This window comes from Mycobacterium colombiense CECT 3035 (assembly GCF_002105755.1).
GTDB classification, from domain to species: Bacteria; Actinomycetota; Actinomycetes; order Mycobacteriales; family Mycobacteriaceae; genus Mycobacterium; species Mycobacterium colombiense.
Map to the genome: position 1 here is coordinate 3,170,339 of NZ_CP020821.1, position 23,132 is coordinate 3,193,470.

Annotated in this window: 24 protein-coding genes and 1 pseudogene; 13 read left to right on the forward strand and 12 right to left on the reverse strand. The window is 68.7% G+C overall.

All coding sequences use genetic code 11. The features are described 5' to 3' along the window. The gene (gene arfA, locus B9D87_RS14485; RefSeq protein WP_238553510.1) at positions 1-900 is read right to left on the reverse strand and encodes a channel-forming protein ArfA/OmpATb; all 900 of its coding nucleotides are present in this window, start codon (positions 898-900) and stop codon (positions 1-3) included. Between the two features lie 86 nt (positions 901-986). Here arfA and B9D87_RS14490 point away from each other — a divergent pair, with 86 nt between their 5' ends. Together B9D87_RS14490 and B9D87_RS14495 are read left to right on the forward strand one after the other, a co-directional pair. Continuing rightward, positions 987-1,250: a DUF2630 family protein gene (locus B9D87_RS14490; RefSeq protein ID WP_007777120.1), complete on the forward strand. Its 264-nt coding sequence runs from the start codon at positions 987-989 to the stop codon at positions 1,248-1,250. After that, a complete protein-coding gene (locus tag B9D87_RS14495) occupies positions 1,247-2,821 on the forward strand; it encodes a phytoene desaturase family protein (protein WP_040632091.1) in 1,575 nt (524 codons plus the stop codon). Before B9D87_RS14490 ends, B9D87_RS14495 begins: the two co-directional genes overlap by 4 nt. A gap of 21 nt (positions 2,822-2,842) precedes the next feature. Here the strand turns inward: B9D87_RS14495 and B9D87_RS14500 are convergent, their stop codons facing one another. After that, positions 2,843-4,141 carry a citrate synthase gene (locus tag B9D87_RS14500; RefSeq protein WP_007777123.1) on the reverse strand — a complete coding sequence of 433 codons (1,299 nt, stop codon included), beginning with the start codon at positions 4,139-4,141 and terminating at the stop codon, positions 2,843-2,845. 158 nt (positions 4,142-4,299) lie between these two features. Next, entirely contained in the window at positions 4,300-4,962 is a 663-nt protein-coding gene (pdxH, locus tag B9D87_RS14505; protein ID WP_007777125.1) for a pyridoxamine 5'-phosphate oxidase, read from the reverse strand. A gap of 72 nt (positions 4,963-5,034) precedes the next feature. Between pdxH and B9D87_RS14510 the strand changes: the two genes are divergently transcribed. Next, positions 5,035-6,156, forward strand: coding sequence for a citrate synthase 2 (locus B9D87_RS14510; protein ID WP_007777127.1), 1,122 nt, complete (start codon positions 5,035-5,037; stop codon positions 6,154-6,156). A gap of 131 nt (positions 6,157-6,287) precedes the next feature. Beyond that, a complete protein-coding gene (locus B9D87_RS14515; protein WP_007777129.1) occupies positions 6,288-6,746 on the forward strand; it encodes a VOC family protein in 459 nt (152 codons plus the stop codon). On the opposite strand, the gene B9D87_RS14520 is transcribed toward B9D87_RS14515, so the two are convergent. Together B9D87_RS14520 and B9D87_RS14525 are read right to left on the reverse strand one after the other, a co-directional pair. Further along, positions 6,743-8,431: an FAD-dependent oxidoreductase gene (locus tag B9D87_RS14520; RefSeq protein WP_007777132.1), complete on the reverse strand. Its 1,689-nt coding sequence runs from the start codon at positions 8,429-8,431 to the stop codon at positions 6,743-6,745. The genes B9D87_RS14515 and B9D87_RS14520 overlap by 4 nt on opposite strands. An 18-nt stretch (positions 8,432-8,449) precedes the next feature. Further along, the gene (locus B9D87_RS14525; RefSeq protein WP_007777134.1) at positions 8,450-9,475 is read right to left on the reverse strand and encodes an AurF N-oxygenase family protein; all 1,026 of its coding nucleotides are present in this window, start codon (positions 9,473-9,475) and stop codon (positions 8,450-8,452) included. A gap of 240 nt (positions 9,476-9,715) precedes the next feature. On the opposite strand from B9D87_RS14525, the gene serC reads away from it, so the two are divergent. Both serC and sepH read left to right on the forward strand, forming a co-directional pair. Continuing rightward, a complete protein-coding gene (serC, locus tag B9D87_RS14530; RefSeq protein WP_080598661.1) occupies positions 9,716-10,840 on the forward strand; it encodes a phosphoserine transaminase in 1,125 nt (374 codons plus the stop codon). 122 nt (positions 10,841-10,962) lie between these two features. Further along, positions 10,963-11,736 carry a septation protein SepH gene (gene sepH / locus B9D87_RS14535; RefSeq protein ID WP_007777139.1) on the forward strand — a complete coding sequence of 258 codons (774 nt, stop codon included), beginning with the start codon at positions 10,963-10,965 and terminating at the stop codon, positions 11,734-11,736. On the opposite strand, the gene B9D87_RS14540 is transcribed toward sepH, so the two are convergent. The 3 genes from B9D87_RS14540 to B9D87_RS14550 are packed head-to-tail and all read right to left on the reverse strand — an operon-like array spanning position 11,733 to position 13,301. Next, positions 11,733-12,005, reverse strand: a complete 273-nt coding sequence (locus tag B9D87_RS14540; RefSeq protein ID WP_040631993.1) for a DUF2537 domain-containing protein — start codon at positions 12,003-12,005, stop codon at positions 11,733-11,735. The two genes, sepH and B9D87_RS14540, sit on opposite strands and share 4 nt — an antisense overlap. 10 nt (positions 12,006-12,015) lie before the next feature. Then, complete coding sequence (locus B9D87_RS14545) at positions 12,016-12,873, reverse strand: TrmH family RNA methyltransferase (RefSeq protein ID WP_007777144.1); 858 nt, start codon at positions 12,871-12,873, stop codon at positions 12,016-12,018. Beyond that, positions 12,870-13,301 carry an Rv0880 family HTH-type transcriptional regulator gene (locus B9D87_RS14550; protein ID WP_007777147.1) on the reverse strand — a complete coding sequence of 144 codons (432 nt, stop codon included), beginning with the start codon at positions 13,299-13,301 and terminating at the stop codon, positions 12,870-12,872. The genes B9D87_RS14545 and B9D87_RS14550 overlap by 4 nt, the downstream gene beginning before the upstream one ends. 202 nt (positions 13,302-13,503) lie before the next feature. On the opposite strand from B9D87_RS14550, the gene B9D87_RS14555 reads away from it, so the two are divergent. Both B9D87_RS14555 and B9D87_RS14560 read left to right on the forward strand, forming a co-directional pair. After that, positions 13,504-13,779, forward strand: coding sequence for a DUF2530 domain-containing protein (locus B9D87_RS14555; RefSeq protein ID WP_007777150.1), 276 nt, complete (start codon positions 13,504-13,506; stop codon positions 13,777-13,779). 20 nt (positions 13,780-13,799) lie between these two features. Then, positions 13,800-14,255 carry an SRPBCC family protein gene (locus tag B9D87_RS14560; RefSeq protein WP_007777153.1) on the forward strand — a complete coding sequence of 152 codons (456 nt, stop codon included), beginning with the start codon at positions 13,800-13,802 and terminating at the stop codon, positions 14,253-14,255. Between the two features lie 200 nt (positions 14,256-14,455). On the opposite strand, the pseudogene B9D87_RS14565 reads toward B9D87_RS14560, so the two are convergent. Continuing rightward, positions 14,456-15,241: pseudogene (locus B9D87_RS14565) on the reverse strand (DUF3027 domain-containing protein); the annotation flags it as partial. Between the two features lie 142 nt (positions 15,242-15,383). On the opposite strand from B9D87_RS14565, the gene B9D87_RS14570 reads away from it, so the two are divergent. Both B9D87_RS14570 and B9D87_RS14575 read left to right on the forward strand, forming a co-directional pair. Then, a complete protein-coding gene (locus tag B9D87_RS14570; RefSeq protein WP_007777160.1) occupies positions 15,384-17,033 on the forward strand; it encodes an MFS transporter in 1,650 nt (549 codons plus the stop codon). Beyond that, a complete protein-coding gene (locus tag B9D87_RS14575; protein ID WP_040631996.1) occupies positions 17,030-17,530 on the forward strand; it encodes a DUF2771 domain-containing protein in 501 nt (166 codons plus the stop codon). Before B9D87_RS14570 ends, B9D87_RS14575 begins: the two co-directional genes overlap by 4 nt. 16 nt (positions 17,531-17,546) lie before the next feature. Here B9D87_RS14575 and B9D87_RS14580 read toward each other — a convergent pair whose 3' ends face one another. The 3 genes from B9D87_RS14580 to B9D87_RS14590 all read right to left on the reverse strand — a co-directional run bounded on the left by B9D87_RS14580 (position 17,547) and on the right by B9D87_RS14590 (position 21,054). Continuing rightward, entirely contained in the window at positions 17,547-18,551 is a 1,005-nt protein-coding gene (locus tag B9D87_RS14580; protein WP_007777164.1) for a glutathione S-transferase family protein, read from the reverse strand. Between the two features lie 15 nt (positions 18,552-18,566). Continuing rightward, on the reverse strand, positions 18,567-20,519 hold the full coding sequence (locus tag B9D87_RS14585) for an acyl-CoA dehydrogenase family protein (RefSeq protein WP_007777166.1): 1,953 nt from the start codon (positions 20,517-20,519) through the stop codon (positions 18,567-18,569). A 127-nt stretch (positions 20,520-20,646) separates the two neighbouring features. Then, positions 20,647-21,054, reverse strand: coding sequence for a cold-shock protein (locus tag B9D87_RS14590; protein WP_007777168.1), 408 nt, complete (start codon positions 21,052-21,054; stop codon positions 20,647-20,649). A gap of 165 nt (positions 21,055-21,219) precedes the next feature. Here B9D87_RS14590 and B9D87_RS14595 point away from each other — a divergent pair, with 165 nt between their 5' ends. From B9D87_RS14595 to B9D87_RS14605, 3 genes are read left to right on the forward strand one after another with little or no spacing between them, the layout of a single operon-like run. Then, entirely contained in the window at positions 21,220-21,627 is a 408-nt protein-coding gene (locus B9D87_RS14595) for a YccF domain-containing protein (RefSeq protein WP_007777170.1), read from the forward strand. Further along, positions 21,624-22,706 (forward strand): GTP 3',8-cyclase MoaA, encoded by a 1,083-nt coding sequence (gene moaA / locus B9D87_RS14600; RefSeq protein ID WP_007777173.1) that lies wholly within the window; start codon positions 21,624-21,626, stop codon positions 22,704-22,706. Before B9D87_RS14595 ends, moaA begins: the two co-directional genes overlap by 4 nt. Beyond that, positions 22,699-22,989 carry a MoaD/ThiS family protein gene (locus B9D87_RS14605; RefSeq protein ID WP_007777175.1) on the forward strand — a complete coding sequence of 97 codons (291 nt, stop codon included), beginning with the start codon at positions 22,699-22,701 and terminating at the stop codon, positions 22,987-22,989. Before moaA ends, B9D87_RS14605 begins: the two co-directional genes overlap by 8 nt. Positions 22,990-23,132: the final 143 nt, after the last annotated feature.

Here is a 23,132-nt window from a genome sequence, read left to right on the forward strand (position 1 = left end):
TTAGCTGACCACGATTTCGACCCGGCGATTCTGAGCCCGCCCGTCGTCGGTGCCATTGGGGGCCACCGGGTTGGCCGAGCCGAATCCGTTGGTGCTCAACCGGTCGCCTGGCACGCCGTGCGCCTCCAGGAACCCCGCGACGGCTTGCGCGCGCTCTTCGCTCAACGGAACGTTCAGGCTCGTGTTGCCGGTGCTGTCGGCGTAGCCGTTGATGGCCGCACGCGCGTTCGGGCACGCCTTGAGTTTGTCGGCGACGCGGGTCAGGACCTGCTCGTCGGAGGCCGTCAGGCTGTCGATGTTCGAATCGAAGGTGAGTGCGCCGTCGATCAGGGTGTTGATCGCCGATTGCAGGTTGGTGCACGACGCGGCGGCGGGCGATGGAGGCGCCGCCGGTGCGTTAACCGCAAGATTGTCAACGACATTCAGGGTGGACCAGATGCGCTTCGCGTCGGCGTCGATGGCGTTCTTCTGCTCCGGTGACGCCGCGGTGCCGGCCAGGGTGATGGTGTCGCCGCCGACCGTGAGGGCGAAGTCGGCGATCGAGGCGCTGTCGGAGAAAACGGGCTTGGCCTTGGCGAAATCGAGTGCGTCGACGGCGGGATCGATGCGGATCTGGTCGACGATGTTCAGCCCCGGGGGCAGCGCGCCGGTGAGCACCCTCAGCAACGCCGCTTTGGCGGACTCGTCGGGGAAGTCTCCGGTCAGGGTGACGCTGTTGCCGTCGCGGACCATGGAGAAGGCCGCCAACGAAACCTTCGGCGCACCAGCGCCGCTCGACGGCGCCGGGGACGCGCGACCGGACGGGGATCGTGCCGACGTCTGGTAGCCGATTGCCGCGATCAGAAGCGGAATGACCAGCAGGGCGATCAGCCACACCAGGGTTGGCCGTTTGATGTTCACCACGGCCCTCCCTCATGTCGCCCGCGTTTGCCAGGCGATATGCAGCCTACCGATTCACCGCCTCCCGGGTCGGGCACACTGGAGCGATGGCCAACGGCAGTAAACCGACCGACAACGACACCCTCTCCGTCATCCGTGAGCTGGTCGCCGAGGAGAAGGCGCTGCGGGCCCAGCTGCAGCGCGGGGACATCGACACGTCGGAGGAACATGACCGCCTCCGGCGGGTGGAGGTCGAACTCGACCAGTGCTGGGACCTGCTGCGGCAGCGGCGGGCGCTGCGCGACACCGGCGGCGACCCACGAGCGGCCGAGGTGCGTCCGCCCGACGAGGTCGAGGGCTACCTGAGCTGAGCGACCACGCCACCGATGTCGACGCGTTAATCGTCGGAGGGGGCCACAACGGCCTCGTCGCGGCCGCCTACCTGGCCCGCGCGGGCCTGCGGGTGCGGCTGCTGGAGCGGCTGGACCACACCGGCGGCGCCGCCGTCTCGGCGCAGGCCTTCGACGGTGTCGGCGTTCGGGTATCGCGCTACTCGTATCTGGTCAGTCTGCTGCCCGCGCGCATCGCCGAGGATCTGGGCGCCGGCGTGCGGCTGGCCCGGCGGCCGTTTTCGTCGTACACACCCGACCCCGCGACCGGCGGCCGCGCCGGGCTGCTGATCGGGGCGTCCGGTGACAGCTTCGCCGCCATCGGGGCGGCCGGGGACGCGCGGGGGTTCGCCGACTTCTACCAACGCTGCCGGCTGGTGACCGGGCCGCTGTGGCCGACGTTGCTCGAACCGCTGCGCACCCGCGAGGGCGCCCGCCGGCAGGTGACGGAGCGCGGCGATCGCCGTTCGGAGGCCGCGTGGCGGGCGATGACCGAGGATCCGATCGGACACGCGATCGCCGGCGCGGTGCGCAACGACGTGGTGCGCGGGGTGATGGCGACCGACGCACTGATCGGCACGTTCGCCCGCCTCGATGACGCGTCGCTGGCGCAGAATGTCTGCTTCCTGTATCACGTGCTCGGCGGGGGCACCGGAGACTGGGACGTCCCGATCGGCGGCATGGGTGCGGTGAGCACGGCCCTCGCCGCGGCCGCCCTGCGCCATGGAGCCGAAATCACCACCGGTGCAGAGGTTTACGCCGTCGACCCCACGGGGGAGGTGCGTTATCGCAGCCGCGACGAAGACCACCTGATCCGGGCCCGGTTCGTCCTGGCCGGCGTCACACCGACGGTCCTGGCCGGCCTGCTCGGCGAAGAACCGGTACCGGCGGCCGCCGGTGCGCAGGTCAAGGTGAACATGGTGCTGGCGCGGCTGCCCCGGCTGCGCGACCACGCCGTCGCGCCCGAGCAGGCATTCGCCGGGACGTTCCACGTCAACGAGACCTGGACGCAACTGAATACGGCCCATTCGCAGGCCGCCGCCGGTCGACCACCGAATCCCCTGCCGTGCGAGGCCTATTGCCATTCGCTGACCGACCCCAGCATCCTGTCGGGCGCGCTGCGCGGCTCGGGCGCGCAGACGATGACGGTGTTCGGCCTGCACACGCCGCATTCCCTTTTCGCCGGCGCCGAACCCGGGGCGCTGCGCGATCAGCTGACCCACGACGTGCTGGCGTCGATGAATTCCGTTCTGGCCGAACCGATTCAAGATCTGCTGTTGCCCGACGCCCAAGGCAGGCCGTGCCTCGAGACCACGACCACGCTGGATCTGGAGCGCACCCTGCGGATGAGCGGCGGCAACATCTTCCACGGCGGCCTGTCGTGGCCGTTCGCCGAGGACGACGAGCCGCTGGACACCCCGGCGCGGCAATGGGGCGTGGCCACCGCGCACGAACGAATCATGCTGTGCGGCTCCGGCGCCCGCCGCGGGGGGGCGGTGTCGGGCATCGGCGGGCACAACGCCGCGATGGCGGTGCTGGCCTCGCTCGATTAGCGGATGTTATTGCCGCGCGGGCTACTTGCGCGCGTCGATGGTGACGTAGTCGCGCTCGGTGTAGCCGGTGTAGATCTGGCGCGGACGCCCGATCTTGCTGTCCCCCTCGTCGTGCATCTCACGCCAGTGCGCGATCCACCCGGGCAGCCGCCCCAGCGCGAACAGGACGGTGAACATCCGGGTCGGGAAGCCCAGCGCCCGGTAGATCAGACCGGTGTAGAAGTCGACGTTGGGGTAGAGCTTGCGCTCGATGAAGTAGTCGTCGGTGAGCGCGGCCTCTTCGAGCTGCTTGGCGATGTCCAGCAGGTCGTCGTCGCCGCCGAGCTTGGCCAGGATCTTGTCGGCCTGCTCCTTGACGATGCGCGCACGTGGGTCGTAGTTCTTGTAGACGCGGTGGCCGAAGCCCATCAGCTTCACGCCTTCTTCGCGGTTCTTCACCTTGCGCACGAATTCGCTGACGTCGTCGTCGCTTTGGCGGATCTTCTCGAGCATCTCGAGCACCGCCTGGTTGGCGCCGCCGTGCAGCGGGCCCCACAGCGCGTTGATGCCTCCGGAGATGGAGGTGAACAGGTTGGCCTGCGACGACCCCACCAGCCGGACCGTCGACGTCGAACAGTTCTGTTCGTGGTCGGCGTGCAGGATGAGCAGCATGTCCAGGGCCCGAACGATTTCGGGGTCGGCCTCGTAGGGCTCCGCGGGCAACCCGAACGTCATCCGCAGGAAGTTCTCCACCAGCGACAGTGAGTTGTCCGGGTACAGGAAGGGCTGGCCGACCGACTTCTTGTAGGCGTAGGCGGCGATGGTCGGCAGCTTGGCCAGCAACCGGATCGTGGACAGCTCGACGTCCTCGGTGTCCATCGGGTCAAGCGAGTCGGGGTAGTAGGCGGACAGCGCGTTGACGGCGCTGGACAACACCGGCATCGGGTGGGCGTTGCGCGGGAAGCCGTCGAAGAATCGCTTGAGGTCCTCGTGCAGCATGGTGTGCAGCTGGATCCGCTTGGTGAAATCGGCCAGCTGCTCCTTGCTCGGCAGTTCGCCGTAGATCAAGAGGTAGCTCACCTCGATGAAGGTCGACTTCTCGGCGAGCTGCTCGATCGGGATGCCGCGGTAACGCAGGATGCCCGCGTCGCCGTCGATGTAGGTGATGGAGCTCTTGCACGAGGCGGTGTTGACGAACCCGTTGTCGAACGTGGTGTATCCGGTCTTGGACAACAGCGAGCCCAGCGCAATGCCGTCAGCGCCCTCGGTGGCGTTGACGATCTGCAGGTCGGTCTCGCCGCCCGGGTACTTCAAAGTGGCGGTGTCGTCGGTGTCTGCCACGAGAACCCCTTTGCGCTCTGGCTGATATGGCTGCTGACTTGGTGCTTACTGCAAAAGGTAGTCGTTATGAGGATGAGGCGCCTGCCCGGGGTCGAGTCCGCTGGTCACGCCAGCAATCGATCCCGTCGCGGCGCCGCGCGGCGTGCATGATCAGCGGGTTAGGGCTGCAGGCGCTCCACGCGATCTCCGGTAATGCGGATGCGGTTGTGCAATCGATTCTCCCGGCCCTGCCAGAACTCCACCAGTTCCGGGGCGATGAGATAGCCGCCCCAGCCCGGCGGGACCGGAACCTGGTCGCGGTCGGCGAAGCGTGCGGTCACCTCCCGCAACTGGTCGAGCAGGGCCGCTCGTGACGCGATCGGTTGCGACTGATGCGACGCCCAGGCGCCCAGCTGCGACCCGCGCGGCCGCTTGGACCAGTAGTCCTCGGTGGCCTGCGCCGTGACCTTGCTCACCGGTCCGCGGATGTGAACCTGACGGCCGAGCTGATACCAGGGAAACGTCGCCGAGGCGTAGGCCGTCGCTGCGAGATCGTCACCCTTGGCGGAGTCATAGTTGGTGAAAAAGGTGATCCCGGTCTCGTCCACGCTCTTGCACAGCACCGACCGGCTGGCGGGTTTGCCGTCCGGGGTTACGGTGGCCAGCACCATCGCGTTGGGTTCGGCCACGCCCGAGCGCTCGGCGTCGTCAATCCATTTGCGCAACAACGATACCCAGCCGTCGCTCAGCCAATCGGCGTCGAGATCTGGACTGCCGTCTTTTTCCACCGACCCGTACTCCACACGCATTCTTTGCAGGTGCTCGTCTTCTGGTCCTGCCATCGCGTCAACGCTACCGGCGCTTGCTACCGGCCGGTAGCGTCGGCCCGATCAGGGGGTGCGAGAATTTTCGGTATGACTGTGGTCCCCGAAGACTTTGTCCCCGGCCTCGAAGGCGTGGTCGCCTTCACCACCGAAATTGCCGAACCGGATAAAGACGGCGGTGCGCTGCGCTATCGCGGCGTCGACATCGAAGACCTGGTGAACCAGCAGGTCACCTTCGGTGACGTGTGGGCGCTGCTGGTCGACGGCAAGTTCGGCCGCGGGCTGCCGCCCGCCGAGCCGTTCCCGCTGCCCATCCACACCGGCGACGTCCGCGTCGACGTGCAGGCGGGCCTGGCGATGCTGGCCCCGATCTGGGGGTACAAGCCGCTGCTGGACACCGAGGACAGCGTGGCCCGCGACCAGCTGGCCCGGGCCTCGGTGATGGCGCTGTCCTACGTCGCGCAGTCCGCGCGCGGCATCTACCAGCCCGCCGTCCCGCAGCGGGTCATCGACGAATGCGAAACCGTCACCGCCCGTTTCATGACGCGCTGGCAGGGCGAGCCGGACCCGCGCCACGTCGAAGCGATTGACGCCTACTGGGTCTCGGCCGCCGAGCACGGGATGAACGCCTCGACGTTCACCGCCCGGGTGATCGCCTCGACCGGCGCCGACGTGGCGGCGTCCTTGTCCGGCGCTATCGGGGCGATGAGCGGCCCGCTGCACGGCGGGGCGCCGGCGCGGGTGCTGCCGATGATCGAAGAGGTCGAGCGCACCGGCGACGCACGCGCCCTGGTGAAGAAGATTCTGGACAGCGGCGACAAGCTGATGGGCTTCGGCCACCGGGTCTACCGCGCGGAGGACCCACGGGCCCGAGTACTGCGCGCCACCGCGGAACGGCTCAAGGCGCCGCGCCACGAGGTCGCCGTCGCGCTGGAGCAGGCGGCCCTGGCCGAGCTGCGCGAGCGCCGTCCGGATCGGGCGATCGAGACCAACGTGGAGTTCTGGGCCGCGGTGATGCTGGACTTCGCCCGGGTACCGGCCAACATGATGCCGGCGATGTTCACCTGCGGTCGGACCGCGGGATGGTGCGCGCACATCCTCGAGCAGAAGCGGCTGGGCAAGCTGGTCCGGCCGTCGGCCATCTACGTGGGCCCCGCCCCGCGCAGCCCGGAATCCGTCGAGGGCTGGGACCGCAGCCTCACCAACGCCTGAGCCCACCCGGCTGTCGGTGCCCGGCGATCTAATGGTTGCCGTCGCGATGAGTTTTCGTCGCCGACGCAGTCATAAGTCGTGAACCCGCCCGTCATGGGCGGGTCAGGGAACCGATAGCAAGGAGAACCAGCATGGCGATCAACATCGAACCGGCACTGTCCCCGCACCTGGTGGTCGACGACGCAGCCGCGGCAATCGACTTCTACGTCAAGGCTTTTGGGGCAGAGGAAATCGGGCGTGTGCCGCGTCCGGACGGCAAACTGGTGCACGCGGCGGTGCGCATCAACGGCTTCACGGTGATGCTCAACGACGACTTCCCGGAGGTGTGTGGCGGCAAGTCGATGACGCCGACGTCGCTGGGCGGCACCCCCGTCATGATCCACCTGACGGTCACCGACGTCGACGCGAGCTTCCAGCGGGCGCTGGACGCCGGCGCCACCGTGGTGACGCCGTTGGACGACCAGTTCTGGGGCGACCGCTACGGCATGGTCGCCGATCCGTTCGGTCACCACTGGTCGATGGGACAGCCGGTCCGCGAGGTCAGCATGGAGGAGATCTCGGCGGCGATGGCCGGCCAGGGAGCGGGCTAGCCGAGGAGGCGATCCAGCAGCCGGCGTCGCTGCGGCGGCGCCGGCTGCGCGGTGGCCGCGGCGGCGAGCATGGCGGACACGTCAGTGAACTTGTTGCGGGGCCGGCCGTCGTCGCTGCCCCGGGCGATTTCGGCGGCGTCGATGGCGCGCCATCCGGCCGCGTCGATCGCGTCGGGCTGACGGTCGTGCACCAGCCGGGCCAGCGCGTCGGGTTTGGCGACGGGATCGGTCAGCCGGCCGGCGTTGAAATCGGCGACCAGGGCCTGCACGGTCTGCAACGAGCAGGACTTGTTGGTGCCGATGAAGCCGCTGGGCCCCCGCTTGATCCAGCCCGCGACGTATGCGCCGGGCACCGGCTGTCCTGAGGCGGGGTCGACGACGCGGCCGCCGTCGTTCGGCACGACGGCCGACGATTCGTCATACGGAAGATCACGAATCGGCTTGCCGCGGTAGCCAATCGACGTCAGCACCAATCCCGTTTCCAGCAGCCGCGTCTCGGCGGTGCCGGTGACCGAGAACTCGATGCCTGCGGCCCGACCGTCCCCCAGCACCCGGGTCGGGGTCAGCCGGTACGCCAGCCTGATCCTGGGGCGGTCCGACGGCGCCGAATCGTCGCCGAGCGTGCTCAAGACTTCCAGCTTGCGCTTGGTCAGGGGGTCCGACGCGGTCGCGAGATCGGCCGCCACCAGTTGATGGTCGGCCGCGCTGAGCACCACCTCGGAACTGCCGGTCAGCCCGATCAGCTCGGGCAACGTGAACGCCGACTGGGCGGGGCCACGCCGGGCGGCGATCACCACCTCGCGCACCGCCGATCCCCGGAAGGCCGCCAGCGCGTGGTCGGCGATGTCCGTGCGGGCCAGGTCGTCGGGATCCGACGTGAGCAACCGGGCCACATCGAGGGCGACGTTGCCGTTGCCGACGATCACCACCCGCTCGTGGCTGAGATCGACTGGCAGATCGGCGAAGTCGGGATGCCCATTGATCCACGCGACCAACTCGGTTGCCGTTCCGGTCCCCGGCAGGCCCATGCCCTCGATGTCGAGCCGGCGGTCATCGGGTGCGCCCACCGCGTACAGCACCGCGTGGTGATGAGCGAGCAGGTCCGCGTGGCTCAGCCGCTTGCCGACCTCGACGTTGAGGTAGAACCGGAACCGGCGATCACTGGCGACCCGGTCGAACAGCCGGGTGACCCGCTTGGTGTTCTGGTGATCCGGTGCCACCCCGGCCCGCACCAAACCGTAAGGCGTGGGCAGCTTTTCGAAGACGTTGACTCGCACGTCCCGCTGGGTCAGCAGTTCGTCGGCGGCATACATCGCCGCCGGCCCGGATCCGACGATGGCCACCGTCAGCGGCGTGCGGCGGGCGTGCACCTCGGCCGCCGGGAGCACCGCCGCCAGCTTCGAGGTGGGCGGCAGCTTCTCGCCCTTCGGCCGCTCCGGGTAGAAGGAGGCGTTGATCTCGATGAAGGGCAGCTGCTTGGAGTCCAGCCGGGTGTCGGGTGCGATCGCGCCGACGGGGCACGCGCTCACGCAGGCCCCGCAGTCCACGCACGCCGCCGGATCGATGTAGAGCATCTCCGACGTGGCGAAGCCCGGCTCATCCGGTGTCGGGTGAATGCAATTCACCGGGCATGCGAAGACACAGGACCCGTCGTTACAGCACGACTGGGTAATAACGTGCGGCATACAGGAACTCGCAGTTGGTTAGGCGGCCGGGACCGCGGCCAGGTGCTCGCGCTGCGGCTCGCTGCGGTACCGCGACGGCTTGCCGTTGATCTTGCACAGCCGCCACATCAACCGCGCCGAGCGCGTCTCCATCAGGCCGGTGTCGTAGGCCAGCATCCGCACGTCACCGAACATGTCGCTCAACCACTTTCGCGACTCCGGCGACCGGAAGAACAGTTCCTTCTTGACGTCACGCGGAATATCGAACTCGCGCCAGAACGCCTTGGGCGGCACCACGATCGCGCGACACAGCGCCTTCATGGTCAGCGGCAGATACAGCGCGGTCCAGAACCGCTGCCTCTTGGTCAGTTCCGGCACCCGCTTGCGCAGGAACTCGTGCGCGAACGAGATGTGGCGGGCTTCCTCGGCCACGTGGATCGCCATCACCCGCTCCATGATGGGGTGCAGCGACTTGCCTTCGCGCAGAACATTTTTCTGCGTGTGGTCGATGGGCTCCTCGCCGGCGAGCACGCCGATGAAGAATGCCACAGGCAGCGGGCCGGCCACCAGCGGAACCAGCGGCGAGAGCCACTTGAGCATCCGTGGCATACCCGGCACGTCGGCACCGATGCGGTTGACCATCTCCTGGAACATCATGGTGTGGTTGCACTCTTCGACCGACTCGTGCAGGCAGTACCGGTACTCCGGCGAGCCGTTGGGCACCCAGAACGTGTAGTTCATCAGGCCCCGGATCAGGATGGATTCGAAGTGCAGACCCACCTTGGCCACGTTGGCCTGGCGCCACATCCCGATCTTGATCTTGCGCTCGTCCGACTGCGCCAGGTACCAGGGATGGCGGCCCAGCGGGTCGGTCGCCGGCAGAATCCACCGCGGATCGTTTTCCGTGACGGCGAATTCCGGTGAATCCCAATCGATATCGGTGTACGGATTGAAGTTGCGCCGCACCGACCCCTCGGACAGTGTGGCAAGCATGTTGACGTATTCGGCGTCGTCGCGCACTTCCATGTTGCTGCGCCAACGCCGGACTAATCGCGTCCTAGCCATATCCAGGCCTCCTCAACGAGGTTTACATTTGGACGTGCTATGTCCAGACAGTACCGCAGGTACCGGATATTCACTAGACCCCTTACAGGCACTGTGACCTGACCGGTGGTCATGAAATTTTTATGCCCCAGATCACACCTGGCCAAACGTCCGGCGGCACCCGAGCAGGCCTTTTGCCCCGGCGGCGGGGGCAAGCGGTCGGGCCGCCGCACCGACCGGTCAGGTCGGCTCACTACCCTGATGAGCATGGCTGACCAGCTCCAGATCCCCGCTGACATCAAACCCCGCGACGGCCGCTTCGGGTGTGGCCCGTCGAAGGTCCGGCCCGAACAACTGCAGGCGCTGACCACAACCGCCGCGCCGCTGTTCGGCACCTCGCACCGGCAGGCCCCGGTCAAGAACTTGGTGGGGCGGCTGCGGTCCGGGCTCGCCGACCTGTTTTCGCTGCCCGACGGTTACGAGGTCATTCTGGGCAACGGCGGCGCGACCGCGTTCTGGGACGCCGCGGCCTTCGGCCTGATCGACAAGCGCTCGCTGCACCTGTCGTTCGGCGAGTTCAGCTCCAAGTTCGCCTCCGCGGTCGCCAAGAACCCCTTCGTCGGCGACCCCGTCGTCATCAAGGCGGACGCCGGCAGCGCCCCCGAGCCGCAGGGCGACCCCTCGGTGGACGTGATCGCCTGGGCGCACAACGAGACGTCCACCGGGGTTGCGGTGCCCATCGGCCGGCCCGCCGATTCCGGCGACGCGCTGATCGCCATCGACGCGACCTCGGGCGCCGGCGGCCTGCCGGTCGACATCGCGCAGACCGACGCCTACTACTTCTCTCCGCAGAAGAATTTCGCCAGCGATGGCGGCCTGTGGCTGGCGGTCATGAGCCCGGCGGCGCTGGCCCGCGTTGAGTCCATCGCCGCCTCCGGCCGCTGGGTGCCCGACTTCCTGTCGCTGCCCATCGCCGTGGAGAACAGCCTGAAGGACCAGACCTATAACACCCCCGCGGTCGGCACCCTGGCGCTGATGGCCGAGCAGGTCGACTGGATGCTGGGCAACGGCGGGCTGGACTGGGCCGTTAAGCGCACGGCGGACTCGTCGGGCCGGCTGTACTCCTGGGCCGAGGAGCGGGCCTACACCACGCCCTTCGTCACCGACCCCAAGCTGCGCTCCCAGGTGGTGGGCACCATCGACTTCACCGACGAGGTCGACGCCGCGGCCGTGGCGAAGATCCTGCGGGCGAACGGCGTCGTGGACACCGAGCCATACCGCAAACTCGGCCGCAACCAGCTGCGGGTCGGGATGTTCCCGGCGGTGGACCCCGACGACGTCAGCGCACTCACCCAATGCATTGACTGGGTCGTCGAGCGGCTGTAACTCACCGGCAATCGGCGCGCAACCGCACAGCGTGTCAGCACAGGTGATGGGCGGTTGCTGGACTAAAGTGCGCACGTGACGGGTCCGTCGCTGACCTGCACGGAGCCTGCGAGGAGATAACCATGCGGGAACTCAAAGTGGTTGGGCTGGATGCCGACAGCAAATATGTCATCTGCGAGGGTGACGACCCCGCGGAGCAGTTCAAGTTAGCGGCCGACGACCGGCTGCGAGCCCTGCTGCGCGACGCAGCCCTGTCCTCTGAGCAACCGCAGCTCGAGATTGAAGTCACCAACATGCTGAGCCCCAAAGAAATTCAGGCCAAGATCCGCGCGGGCGCCTCCGTCGAGCAGGTCGCCGCGGCGTCAGGCTCGGAGGTGTCGCGGGTCCGCCGCTTCGCCCACCCCGTGCTGTTGGAACGGTTCCGCGCCGCCGAACTGGCAACCGCCGCCCACCCGATGCTGCCCGACGGCCCCGCCGTGCTGACGCTGCTGGAGACGGTCAGCGCCGCGCTGGTGACCCGGGGCCTCAGCCACGACAAACTCAGCTGGGATGCCTGGCGCAACGAAGACAACCGCTGGACGGTGCAGCTCGCGTGGAAGGTCGGCCGCTCCGACAACCTCGCGCACTTCTGCTTCTCCCCCGGTGCCCACGGCGGAACCGTGACCGCCATCGACGACGCCGCCAGCGCGCTGATCGACCCCAACTTCGAACGTCCGCTGCGCCCGGTGGCGCGGGTGGCCCACGTCGACTTCGAAGAGCCCGCGAAGCCGCCCGTCACCGAACCCGAGGCGGTCGCGGAGCCCGACGAAAAGCCCGTGCACACCCGCCGCGGCAAGCCGGTTATCCCGGCGTGGGAAGACGTGTTGCTCGGCGTGCGCTCGGGCGGCCAGCGCTAAGCGCGGGCGGCCAGGGCCAGCAGCACAATCCACGCCCCCGCGACGCCCACCGCGGCGCCGAGCACGAACCAGCGCAGCACCGGGGTGCGGCGCCACCCCCACAGAGTCGGTGCCAGTCCCCCGGCGGCCACCACGTTGAGCCCCACTGCCAGCAGCGCGTGCACCCGAACCAGCCCCAGGCTGAGCACCACGATCGCGGCGGCCGTGACCACCGCGACGAATGCAGTCACCGTCAAACCCGTTGCCCAAGGGACGGATTCGTCTCTCATCAGCCGCAGCCTAGTCTGACTGTCCATCGCCGCCTCTCGTCGTCGAGCGGGCCCGCTCGTAGAACGCCAGCGCCGCCGCCGTCGCCACATTGAGCGAGTCGGTACCCCGCGACATCGGGATGCGCACCCGCACGTCGCTCAACCGCAGGGTGGCCGGCGTCAGCCCCGGGCCCTCGGCACCCACCAGCACCGCGACGCGGTCGTCGCGCGCGGCCGTCATCGCCTCCGGCAAGGCGCATGCGGAGCCCTGCGGGGTCATCGCCATGAGTCGAAAACCGTTCTCCCGCAACGTCTCGAGCTCGGCGGGCCAGCACGCCGCACGCGCATAGGGCACCAGCAGCGCATGGCCCATCGACACCCGGACCGCGCGGCGGTACAGCGGGTCGGCGCAGCCGCTGCCGAACACCACCGCGTCGACGCCGAGGCCCGCCGCGTTGCGGAAGATCGAGCCCAGGTTCTCGTGGTCGTTGACCCCTTCGAGCACCGCGACGGTGCGCGCCCCGGCGATCGCGTCGGCCACGCTGGGCTCGGCCACCCGCCGGGCGGCCGCCAGCACCCCGCGGTTGAGATGGAAGCCGACCGCCCGGGCCATGACGTCGGCGGAGGCCCGGTAGAACGGCACGGCGCTGCCGGCCAGATCAGCTTCGAGCTCGGCGAGCCGGCGGTCGGTCCCCAGCAGGGCATGCGGGCGGAACCGCGACGCCAGCATGCGCTGCACCACCAGCACGCCCTCGGCGATCACCAGCCCCTTGCCGGACGGCAGATCGGGACGACGGTCGACGCTGTTCAGGTCGCGGAAATCGTCGAGCCTCGGATCGTCCGGGTCGTCAACGTCCTCAACATTCAGGGCCTCGGTCCGGTAACTCACGGGCCTTCGTCGACCAGGGCCAACATCAGGTCGGCCGCGTGGCGCAGGGTGTCGCGTTGTTCGCTGTCCAGCGTCGCCAGTCGCTTGGCCAGCCACTCCTGGCGGGCGCGTCGGTTCGCCTTGACCAGCTCGGCCCCGGACTCGGAGACCGAGACGAGCACCTGCCTGCCGTCGACCGGGTGCGGCGCACGGTCCACCAGGCCCATCTCGGCCAGCGACGCAATAACCCGGGTCATCGACGGCGGCCGGACCCTTTCGCGGATCGCCAGGGCGCCCGGTGTCATCGGGCCTTCGTTGGTCAGCATTGCCAGCGCCGACAGCTGCGACAACGACACCGGCGACGACGGGTTGCGGAACCGCAGTTGGCGGGCCAGCCGCATAACAGCCAGTGACAGGTCGCTGGCCAGCCGCGCATCGCTGTCAGGCATGGCGCGAGGTTACACGCAAGCCCGAGAAACCGGGACACGAACCGGTGAACGACGGGTGTTGATCCTTTTCGCTAAGCTTCGGAATTTTGCTCGAAACGCTTACCCGCCCGCCCATCCCGCTGTGCTCAGCGGTTTCCGATCATCCGTTTCGGCAAATGGGTGCGCCACCCGCGGACTCCGGCGGCGGGCTATGTTAATCGCGATGTCTGCCGAACCCGGTGAGAGCCGCACCGCGCCGCCACTGCCCGCCGCGCTGCTGCACGTGTGGCCCTTCATCGCGCTCGGCGCGCTGGGCTGGGTGGCCGCGGTGGCCGCCGCTTTCCTGGTGCCGGCCCTGCAGGGTTGGCGTCCCGTCGCGCTGGCCGGGCTCGGCGTGGGGGTGCTCGGCACGAGCATCTTCCTGCTGCAGCTGGCCGCGGCCCGGCGCGGGGCGCGCGGCGCCCAGGCCGGGCTCGAAAACTATCTCGACCACAAGTAATTCGCACACCTGGAGGAGCGATGGTAGCCCCGCTGTTGCAAACACACGTCGACATCGATGCCCCGGTGGCCACCGTGTGGGGATTGGTTTCCGATCTGCGGCGCATGCCGCAGTGGAGCCCGCAGTGCCGGTGGATGAAGCCCTTCGGCCCGGTCCGTCAGGGCACCAGGACCCTCAACCTCAACCGCCGCAAGCGGATGTTCTGGCCGACCACGTGCACGATCGTCGAGATCGTCCCCGACCGCAAGCTCGCGTTCCGCGTCGACACCAACAACACCATCTGGACCTACGAGCTCGAGCCCAGCGGTGACGGCACCCGGCTGATCGAGAGCCGCCACGCCGAAAACGGCGTCACGGCATTTTCGAACCTGTCGGTGAATGCGCTGTTCGGTGGGACCGAGAAGTTCGAACGCGAATTGCTCGACGGAATGAACGCCTCGCTGGCGCGCATCAAGGCCGCCGCGGAAACCGGCTAGTCCGGCGTCTCGGTCTGCGGCTGCTGCTCGGACTCCGGCGGCTCGGACGGCGGGGCCTCGGACACGGCCTCGGCCTCCGGCGCCTCAGCCTGCTGCTCGGCCGCCTCGGGTTGCGGCGCCGCCGCCTCGGCCTCCGGCTGCGCGTCCTCAGCCTCGGGTTGCGGTTCCGCGGCCGCCGGCGACTCCGCAGGCGGCGCGGACGGCTCGACCGGTGCCTGGGTGACGTCCAGCATTCCGTCGTCATAGGGCTCGTAGGCCGGCGACCCGGTGCCCGCCGGGGCGGGGGTGTCCGAGTGGGCACCGCAGCCGTACAGCTTGTCGACGATGTGCCCGTCGGCCGACAGCTCGTTGCCGCACACGCCGAACAGCGCGCCCAGGGATCCCGACAGCGGCAGGAAGAAGCCGCAGTCGCGGCACACCCGCTTGGTCGACCGCGCCATCGGCGAGTCGGGGCCGTAGTCGCCGGTGCGCCAGCGCTCGGCGGCCTCCGCGCGGCCTTCGACGCTCATCACCCAGCGCCGGCCCAGCCCGATTTCGGCGGCGGTCTCGTCGACCTGGGGGTCACCGCTGGCGGTGTATCCGGGAACCAGCCGGGGGTCGTCGGCGGCGGGCGCCAGCAGGTCGCCGGGGCTCAGGTCCCCGGGCCGCACCCGCTGTTCCCATGGCACCCATTCCGGGGCCAGCAATGCCGTCGGTCCGGGCACCAGCACCACCTCGCTGATGGTGGCGTGATCGGCGCCGGGATACGCGGCCACCACGACCGCCCACTGCCAGCCCTGGTAGCCGGGCAGATGCGCCAGGAATCGGTGGGTGGCGGTGTTCGGGTCTTCGTAGCCGACGCCCAGGTAGTCGCCGACCATCTCCGGCCCGCTGAACTCCACGACCGCGGCCCTGGCCGCCTCCGCCGCGCCCGTGAGCACCGTCGCCAGCCCCTCGGGCCAGTCGGCCACAGTCGCCACGGCGAACTCCACGGTGGGCTCCTCGATGGGTCGGGTCGCGCTGTCTTCTTTCTGCATTGCGTTTCCAATACTAGGTTGACGAGCCACGCCCCGTTACCTGCAGACGCATCCACGCGGCATAGGGGAGAATCGGGACGTGTCTGGACGGCGGCAAAACAATCCGGGCCGCGTGGCCCCTCAGCCGGGCCGCCGGCCGCGCAATGGCGCCGCCTCACAGCATCCGGGCGCGGTTAATTACCCCGCCGGCGGGGCCGCCGATCGGCGCACCCGCCGCCCGTCGCCGATGCCGAGCGCCAACCGCTACCTGCCCCCGCTGGGCCACCAGCCGGAGCCGGAACGCCACAGCGCCGCGACGCCCCGCGGTCCGGTGTCCGGCGAGCGGATCACCGTCACCCGCGCCGCGGCGCTGCGCAGCCGCGAGATGGGTTCGCGGATGTACTGGATGGTGCAGCGCGCCGCGACGGCCGACGGCGCCGACAAGTCCGGCCTGACGGCGCTGACGTGGCCCGTGGTGGCCAACTTCGCGGTCGACGCCGCGATGGCCGTCGCCCTGGCCAACACGTTGTTCTTCGCGGCGGCCACCGGCGAGAGCAAGGGCCGGGTGGCGCTGTATCTGTTGATCACAATCGCGCCGTTCGCGGTGATCGCACCGCTGATCGGCCCAGCGCTGGACCGGCTGCAGCACGGCCGCCGCGTCGCCCTGGCCGCGTCGTTCGCCCTGCGCACCGCGCTGGCCGTGCTGCTGGTGATGAATTACGACGGCGCCAGCGGCAGCTTCCCGTCGTGGGTGCTCTATCCGTGCGCGCTCGCGATGATGGTGTTCTCGAAGTCGTTCAGCGTGCTGCGCAGCGCGGTGACACCGCGGGTGATGCCGCCGACCATCGACCTGGTGCGGGTCAACGCCAGGCTGACCACGTTCGGTCTGCTGGGCGGCACCATCGTCGGCGGCGCGATCGCGGGTGGCGTCGAATTCGCCTGCACTCATCTGTTCAAGCTGCCCGGCGCGCTGTTCGTGGTGATCGCGGTGACGATCGCCGGCGCCATGCTGTCGATGCGCATACCGCGCTGGGTCGAGGTGACCGCCGGTGAGGTTCCCGCCACCCTGAGCTATCGCCAGGACAGCGAACCGCTGCGGCGCAGCTGGCACAAGGAAGTCAGCGGGGCGCTGCGACAGCCGTTGGGCCGCAACATCATCACCTCGCTCTGGGGTAACTGCACCATCAAGGTCATGGTGGGCTTCCTGTTCCTGTATCCCGCGTTCGTCGCCAAGGCCCACCAGGCCAACGGCTGGGCCCAGATCGCGATGCTCGGGATGATCGGCGCCGCGGCCGGGATCGGCAATTTCGTCGGCAACTTCACCAGCGCACGCCTGAAGCTGGGCCGGCCCGCCGCGCTGGTGGTGCGCTGCACCGTGGCGGTGAGCGCCGTCGCGCTGGCCGCCGCGGTGGCCGGCAACCTGATGCTGGCCGTGATCGCCACCCTGGTCACGTCGGGATCCAGCGCCATCGCGAAGGCGTCGCTGGACGCGTCGCTGCAGAACGACCTGCCGGAGGAGTCCCGCGCGTCGGGCTTCGGGCGCTCGGAGTCGACGCTGCAGTTGGCCTGGGTCCTCGGCGGCGCGCTGGGGGTGTTGGTGTACACCGAGTTGTGGGTCGGCTTCACCGCGGTGACCGCGCTGCTCATCCTGGGCCTGGCGCAGACCTTGGTCAGCTTCCGCGGCAACTCACTGATTCCCGGCCTGGGAGGGAATAGGCCGATCATGGTCGAGCAGGAGGGCAAGCGCCGCGGTGTCGGCGCCACGGCGGTGGTTGCCGAGTGAAGTCCCGAAGCAAGCGGGGTGTGGCGGTGCTGCTCGCCTGCCTGGTGGCTGTGCTCTGCGTCGGCGCCGGCGTCGCGACCTGGCTGTTGGTCGGCCGCTCCGGACCGCGGCACCCCGAGATCAGCGCGTATTCACACGGCCACCTGACCCGGGTGGGGCCGTACCTGTACTGCAACGTGCTCAACCTCGAAGACTGCGAGACGCCGCAGAACCAGGGCGAGCTGCGGGTCAGCGAGCGCTACCCGATTCAGCTCTCGGTGCCCGACGCCATCTACCGGGCACCCTGGCGGTTGCTGCAGGTTTACGACGACCCCACCAACACCACCAGCACGATCTTCCGGCCGGGCACCCGGTTCGCCGTGACCATCCCCTCGGTCGACCCGCACCGCGGGCGCCTGGCCGGGATCGTGGTGCAGTTGCTGACGCTGGCGGTGGATCCCGCGGGCGAGCTGCGCGACGTGCCGCACGCGGAATGGTCGGTGCGGCTGACCTTCTGAGGGCCGACCGCGCCGCTCAGGCCCCGTGCCCGGCGGGCACGTGTTCCCCCTCGACCGGCGGCCCGGGAGGTGTCCCCGTCCCGAAGGGCTTGCCGCCCAAGCTCTCTCGCCCATGCAGGGATAACCAGCCGGTCAGGTCCGGCCCCTTGGGCACGATCCGGGTGGGGTTGATGTCGGCGTGCACGATGTAGTAGTGCTGCTTGATCTGGACGAAGTCGACGGTGTCACCGAAACCGGGCGTCTGGAACAGGTCTCGCGCGTAGGCCCACAGCACCGGCATCTCGCTCAATTTGGTGCGATTGCATTTGAAATGCCCGTGATACACCGGGTCGAAGCGGGCCAGGGTGGTGAACAGGCGCACGTCGGCCTCGGTGATGGTGTCGCCCACCAGGAATCGCTGATTGGTCAGCCGCTCGCTCACCCAATCCAGCGCGGTGAACAACCGGTCGTAGGCCGCGTCGTAGGCCTGCTGCGAGCCGGCGAACCCGCACCGGTACACGCCGTTGTTGATCTCGGTGTAGACCCTCTTGCTCACCTCGTCGATCTCCGCACGTAGCCGCTCGGGATATAGCTCGGGCGCCCCGTCGCGATGGTAGGCCGACCATTCCGTCGACAGGTCCAGCGTCATCTGCGCGAAGTCATTGGTGACCACCGCGCCGGTCGGCACGTCGACGATCGCGGGCACCGTGATGCCCTTGGGGTAGTCGGGGAACCGCTTGAAGTAGGCGTCCTGCAGCCGCGGGATCTTCAGCACCGGGTCGACACCGCCGGGATCCAGGTCGAACGTCCAGCTGCGCTCGTCGTGCGTGGGGCCGCAAAAGCCAATGGAGAGAACACTTTCCAGACCCAGCAAGCGGCGCACGATGATCGCGCGGTTGGCCCACGGGCACGCCCGGGCAACGATCAGCCGATACCGCCCGGGCTCGACCGGATAGCCGTCGCGCCCATCGGCGGTGATGCGGGTGGTGATGTAGTCGGTGTCGCGGGTGAATTCGCCTGCCGGAGCAACGTAGGAAGCCATAGCTCCCATCGTCTCTCAGCTCGGGCTTGTTGCCGAACGATCGCCGGATAAGAACCGGCGGGCCAGGTTTTTCTCGGTGGAGGGACCCTCCTCCCAGTGCGCGATCCACGGGCCGGTGCCCTCGGACTGATCGAGGATCCCGTCCTCGAGCCAGGTATAACGGTCCCGCAGGAGATTGCGGGTGAGTCGGACGTCACTGTCGTCGGTGTTGTCCCACAATCCACGGAACAACGTCTCGACCCGCAGGGTCGCCTGCTCGCAGAACGCCTCGGCCAGCTCGTAGGCCTGCCGCCCGACCTCCGGATCCGCGGCCCGCTGAGCCTCCGCGCGCACGCACGCCGCGGACATCGCGAACAGTTCTGCGCCGATATCGACGATGCGCCCGAGGAATGCCTGGCGCTGCTCCAGCTTGGCCTGCCAGCGCGCCATCCCGTAGAAGGTGTTGCGGGCCAGTTTGCGGCTGGAGCGTTCGATGAACCGCAGGTGTGACGCCAGCGCGCCGAACTCCCGATAGGCGCTTGGCCGCTGACCTTCACCGAAAACCAACTGCGGCAACCACTTTGCGTAGAATCCACTGGCCCCGACCGCGGCGGCGGCCTTCTGCCGCAGACCCGCGTCAGCCTTGGCGAGGTCGCCGGCGGCGGCGAGGTGAGCGTCGACCGCCTCGCGGGCGATGAGCAGCCTCATGATCTCGCTGGATCCTTCGAAGATGCGGTTGATCCGCAGGTCGCGCAGCGTCTGCTCGACCGGCACGGCCCGTTCGCCGCGGGCGGCCAGCGACTCTGCGGTCTCATAACCTCGGCCCCCGCGGATCTGCATGACCTCATCGACGATCAGGCATGCCATCTCGCTGGACCACAACTTCGCAAGCGCCGCCTCGATCCGGATGTCGTTGCGCCCCTCGTCGGCCATCTGGGCGGACAGTTCGAGTACGGCGTCAAGCGCGTAGACCGTCGCGGCGATGAACGAGAGCTTGCGCGCCACGGCCTCGTGTTCGGCAAGCGGTTTGCCCCACTGCACCCGCTCACCGGACCACTCGCGCGCGATCTTGAGCGCCCACTTCGACGACCCCGTCGCGCTCGCCGGAATCGACAGCCGCCCGGCGTTGAGCGTGGTCAGCGCGATCTTCAGGCCGTCGCCTTCCCGGCCGATCAGGTTGGCGCGCGGAACCCGCACGCCGTGCAGCCGCGTCACACCATTCTCGATGCCGCGCAACCCCATGAACTTGTTGCGCCGTTCCACGGTGATGCCCGGCGAATCGGCCTCGACCACGAAAGCGCTGATGCCGCCGCGATGCCCGTCCGCCTTGGGAACCCGCGCCATGACCACCAGCAACTCGGCGACCACGCCGTTGGTGGTCCACAGTTTCACGCCATCGAGTTCGTAGGCCTCGCCGTCGTCGGTCGGCGTCGCCGTGGAGGCCAACCGCGCCGGGTCGGATCCGACGTCGGGCTCGGTGAGCAGAAACGCCGAAATGGCGCCCGCCGCGCACCGCGGCAAAAACTTCCGCTTCTGTTCCTCGGTGCCCGCGAGCTTGAGCGGCTCGGGCACTCCGATGGACTGATGGGCGGACAGCAATGCGCCGAGGCTGGGGTGCACGCTCGTCACCATCATCAAGGCCCTGTTGTAGGCGACCTGCGACATGTTCAGGCCGCCGTACTCCGACGGTATCTTCATGCCGAAGCAGCCGAGGTCGGTTAGACCCTTCACATATTCGTCGGGAATCTGCGCATCGCGTTCGATGACGCTGCCGTCGATGGTGCCGAGAAATTGTCGTAACCCGTCCAGGAACGCGCGGGTGCGCGCCTCGTCGCTGTCAGGGGGTTTGGGAAATGGGTGTATCAGCTCCAGTGGAAATCGACCCAGAAACAGGTTCTGCGCGAAAGAAGGCTTATCCCAGCCGGTTTCGCGTGATTCTTCGGCAACAGCTCGTGCCTGCTCCTCGGTGACGTGCGCTTGCTGAGCCATCGCGGCCTCCTCGCTAAACGACTGACGCCACGTCGGAGTACCCCCGCGCGGCGCTCGCCACGCTGTCAGCTGCGCACGCGTTGAGGTCCGTGCTCACCGGCCACGCATCAGCGCGTGCAGGCCGGTGTCAGGCGTCGAGCTCCCGGGCCACGGCCTTGACCACCTCGGAAACCCGGCGGGCGGTCTTGCGGTCCGGGTAGCGCCCCTTACGCAACTCGGGCTGCACGGTGCTTTCCAGCAGGGTGATCATGTCCTCGACCATGCCGTGCAGCTCGTCGGGGTTGTGCTTGTGCTCGGCGGGCGCCTCGCGGCGGGTCTTGGTCAGGCTCGGCGGCGGCTCAATCAGCTTGAGGCTCAACGCTTGCGGCCCACGCCGCCCAGAGGCGATGCCGAACTCCACACGCTGGCCCGCCTTGAGGCCCTCGACCCCGGCGGGCAACGCCGACGAGCGGACGTACACGTCTTCGCCGTCCTCCTGCGACAGAAAGCCGAAGCCCTTGTCAGCGTCGTACCACTTAACCTTGCCCGTCGGCACTGGTCTCACCTGCTTGTCTAACGAATCAATAGAAATAGGCAACACAATAAGCGTCCCGCCTGCGCAGGACGCCGTATTAGGAGTCTGATCCTACTCGGATGCCTGGGTAACGAGCACCCCCGTTATCGGGCACTCGGTACGCTTGGTGGTACCCGCGGAGGAGATATGCGCCTGATCCTGAACGTCATCTGGTTAGTCTTCGGCGGCCTGTGGATGGCCGTCGGATACTTGGCTGCGGCGCTGCTGAGCTTCGTGCTGATCATCACCATTCCGTTCGGCTTCGCGTCGCTGCGCATCGCCTCCTACGCGCTGTGGCCGTTCGGCCGCACCATCGTCGACAAGCCGACCGCGGGGTCGGGCGCCCTGATCGGAAACGTCATCTGGGTGGTGCTGTTCGGTGTCTGGCTGGCGATCGGCCATCTGGTCAGCGCGGCGGCGATGGCGGTCACGATCGTCGGCATTCCGCTGGCGCTGGCCAACCTCAAACTCATTCCGGTGTCGTTGATGCCGCTGGGCAAGCAGATCGTTCCGGTCAGCTCGCCGACCCACTATGTGCCGCCGGTGGCCGCATGACCCTGACGACGCTGGGCGTTCCGACGGTGCCGAGCCGCGGCGGCGGTCCGGCCGTACCCGCGGACGCGCCGACCACCGGCCCGCTGGTGGATACCTATGGGCGGGTCGCCACCGATTTGCGGGTGTCGCTGACCGACCGCTGCAACCTGCGGTGCAGCTATTGCATGCCGGCGGAGGGCCTGAACTGGCTGCCCGGCGAGCAGCTGCTCAGCGCCGACGAACTGGCCCGGCTGATGCGCATCGCCGTCACCCGGCTGGGGGTGACCAGCGTGCGGTTCACCGGCGGCGAACCCCTGCTGGCGCGCCACCTCGAAGAGGTCGTCGCCGCGGCCGCCGGCCTGCAGCCGCGCCCCGAGATCTCGCTGACCACCAACGGCGTCGGGCTGGCGCGCCGCGCCGCCGGGCTCGCCGCGGCCGGCCTGAACCGGGTCAACGTCTCACTGGACAGCGTGGACCGGAAGAATTTCGCGGCCATCACCCGCCGCGACCGGCTGCCCGACGTGCTGGCCGGCCTGGCCGGCGCCCAGGAGGCCGGCCTGACCCCGGTCAAGGTGAACGCCGTGCTCGACCCCAGCACCGGCCGCGAGGACGTGGTGGGGCTGTTGCGGTTCTGCCTCGAGCACGGCTACCAGTTGCGCGTCATCGAGCAGATGCCGCTGGACGCCGGGCACCAATGGCGACGGGACGCGGCGTTGAGCGCCGACGACGTGCTGGCGGCGCTGCGCCCGCACTTCCGGCTGCGGCCCGACCCGACGCCGCGCGGATCCGCGCCCGCCGAGCTGTGGCTGGTGGACACCGGCCCGGGCACGCCGAGCGGCAAGTTCGGCGTCATCGCGTCGGTCTCGCACGCGTTCTGCGGGGCGTGTGACCGGACCCGGTTGACCGCCGACGGCCAGATCCGCAGCTGCCTGTTCGCCAAGGAGGAGACCGACCTGCGCGGCCTGCTGCGCGGAGGGGCGCCCGACGACGCGATCGAGGCGGCGTGGCGCACCGCGATGTGGGGCAAGCCCGCCGGCCACGGCATCAACGACCCGAACTTCATCCAGCCCAATCGCCCGATGAGCGCGATCGGTGGCTAGCCCCACGGGACAGACCCCCGTCCAAGCCAGCGGCGTCCAGGTGACGGTGCGCTACTTCGCGGCCGCGCGCGCGGCCGCGGGTGTCGAGTCGGAGACGGTGGTGCTGCGCCCCGGCACCACGGTCGGCGAACTGGTCGAGCGGCTCGCCGTGCGGGGGTCCCGGCTGGCCACCGTGCTGACCCGGTGCTCGTACCTGCGGGACGGGATCGCCGTCCGCGACGAGACCACAGCGTTGCAAACCGGTGACACGATTGATGTGCTGCCGCCCTTTTCTGGCGGCTGAAACTGTGAGTTATCTCACGTAACGGATTGATAACGGCGCGGTCACGCTCCGATCTCACGCATATTGACCTGCGCAAACACTATGTGTTCCTGCGGTTTTCGCGGGTGGCCGAGAGGGAAACGCCGGGTTTCGCAAGACGTGAC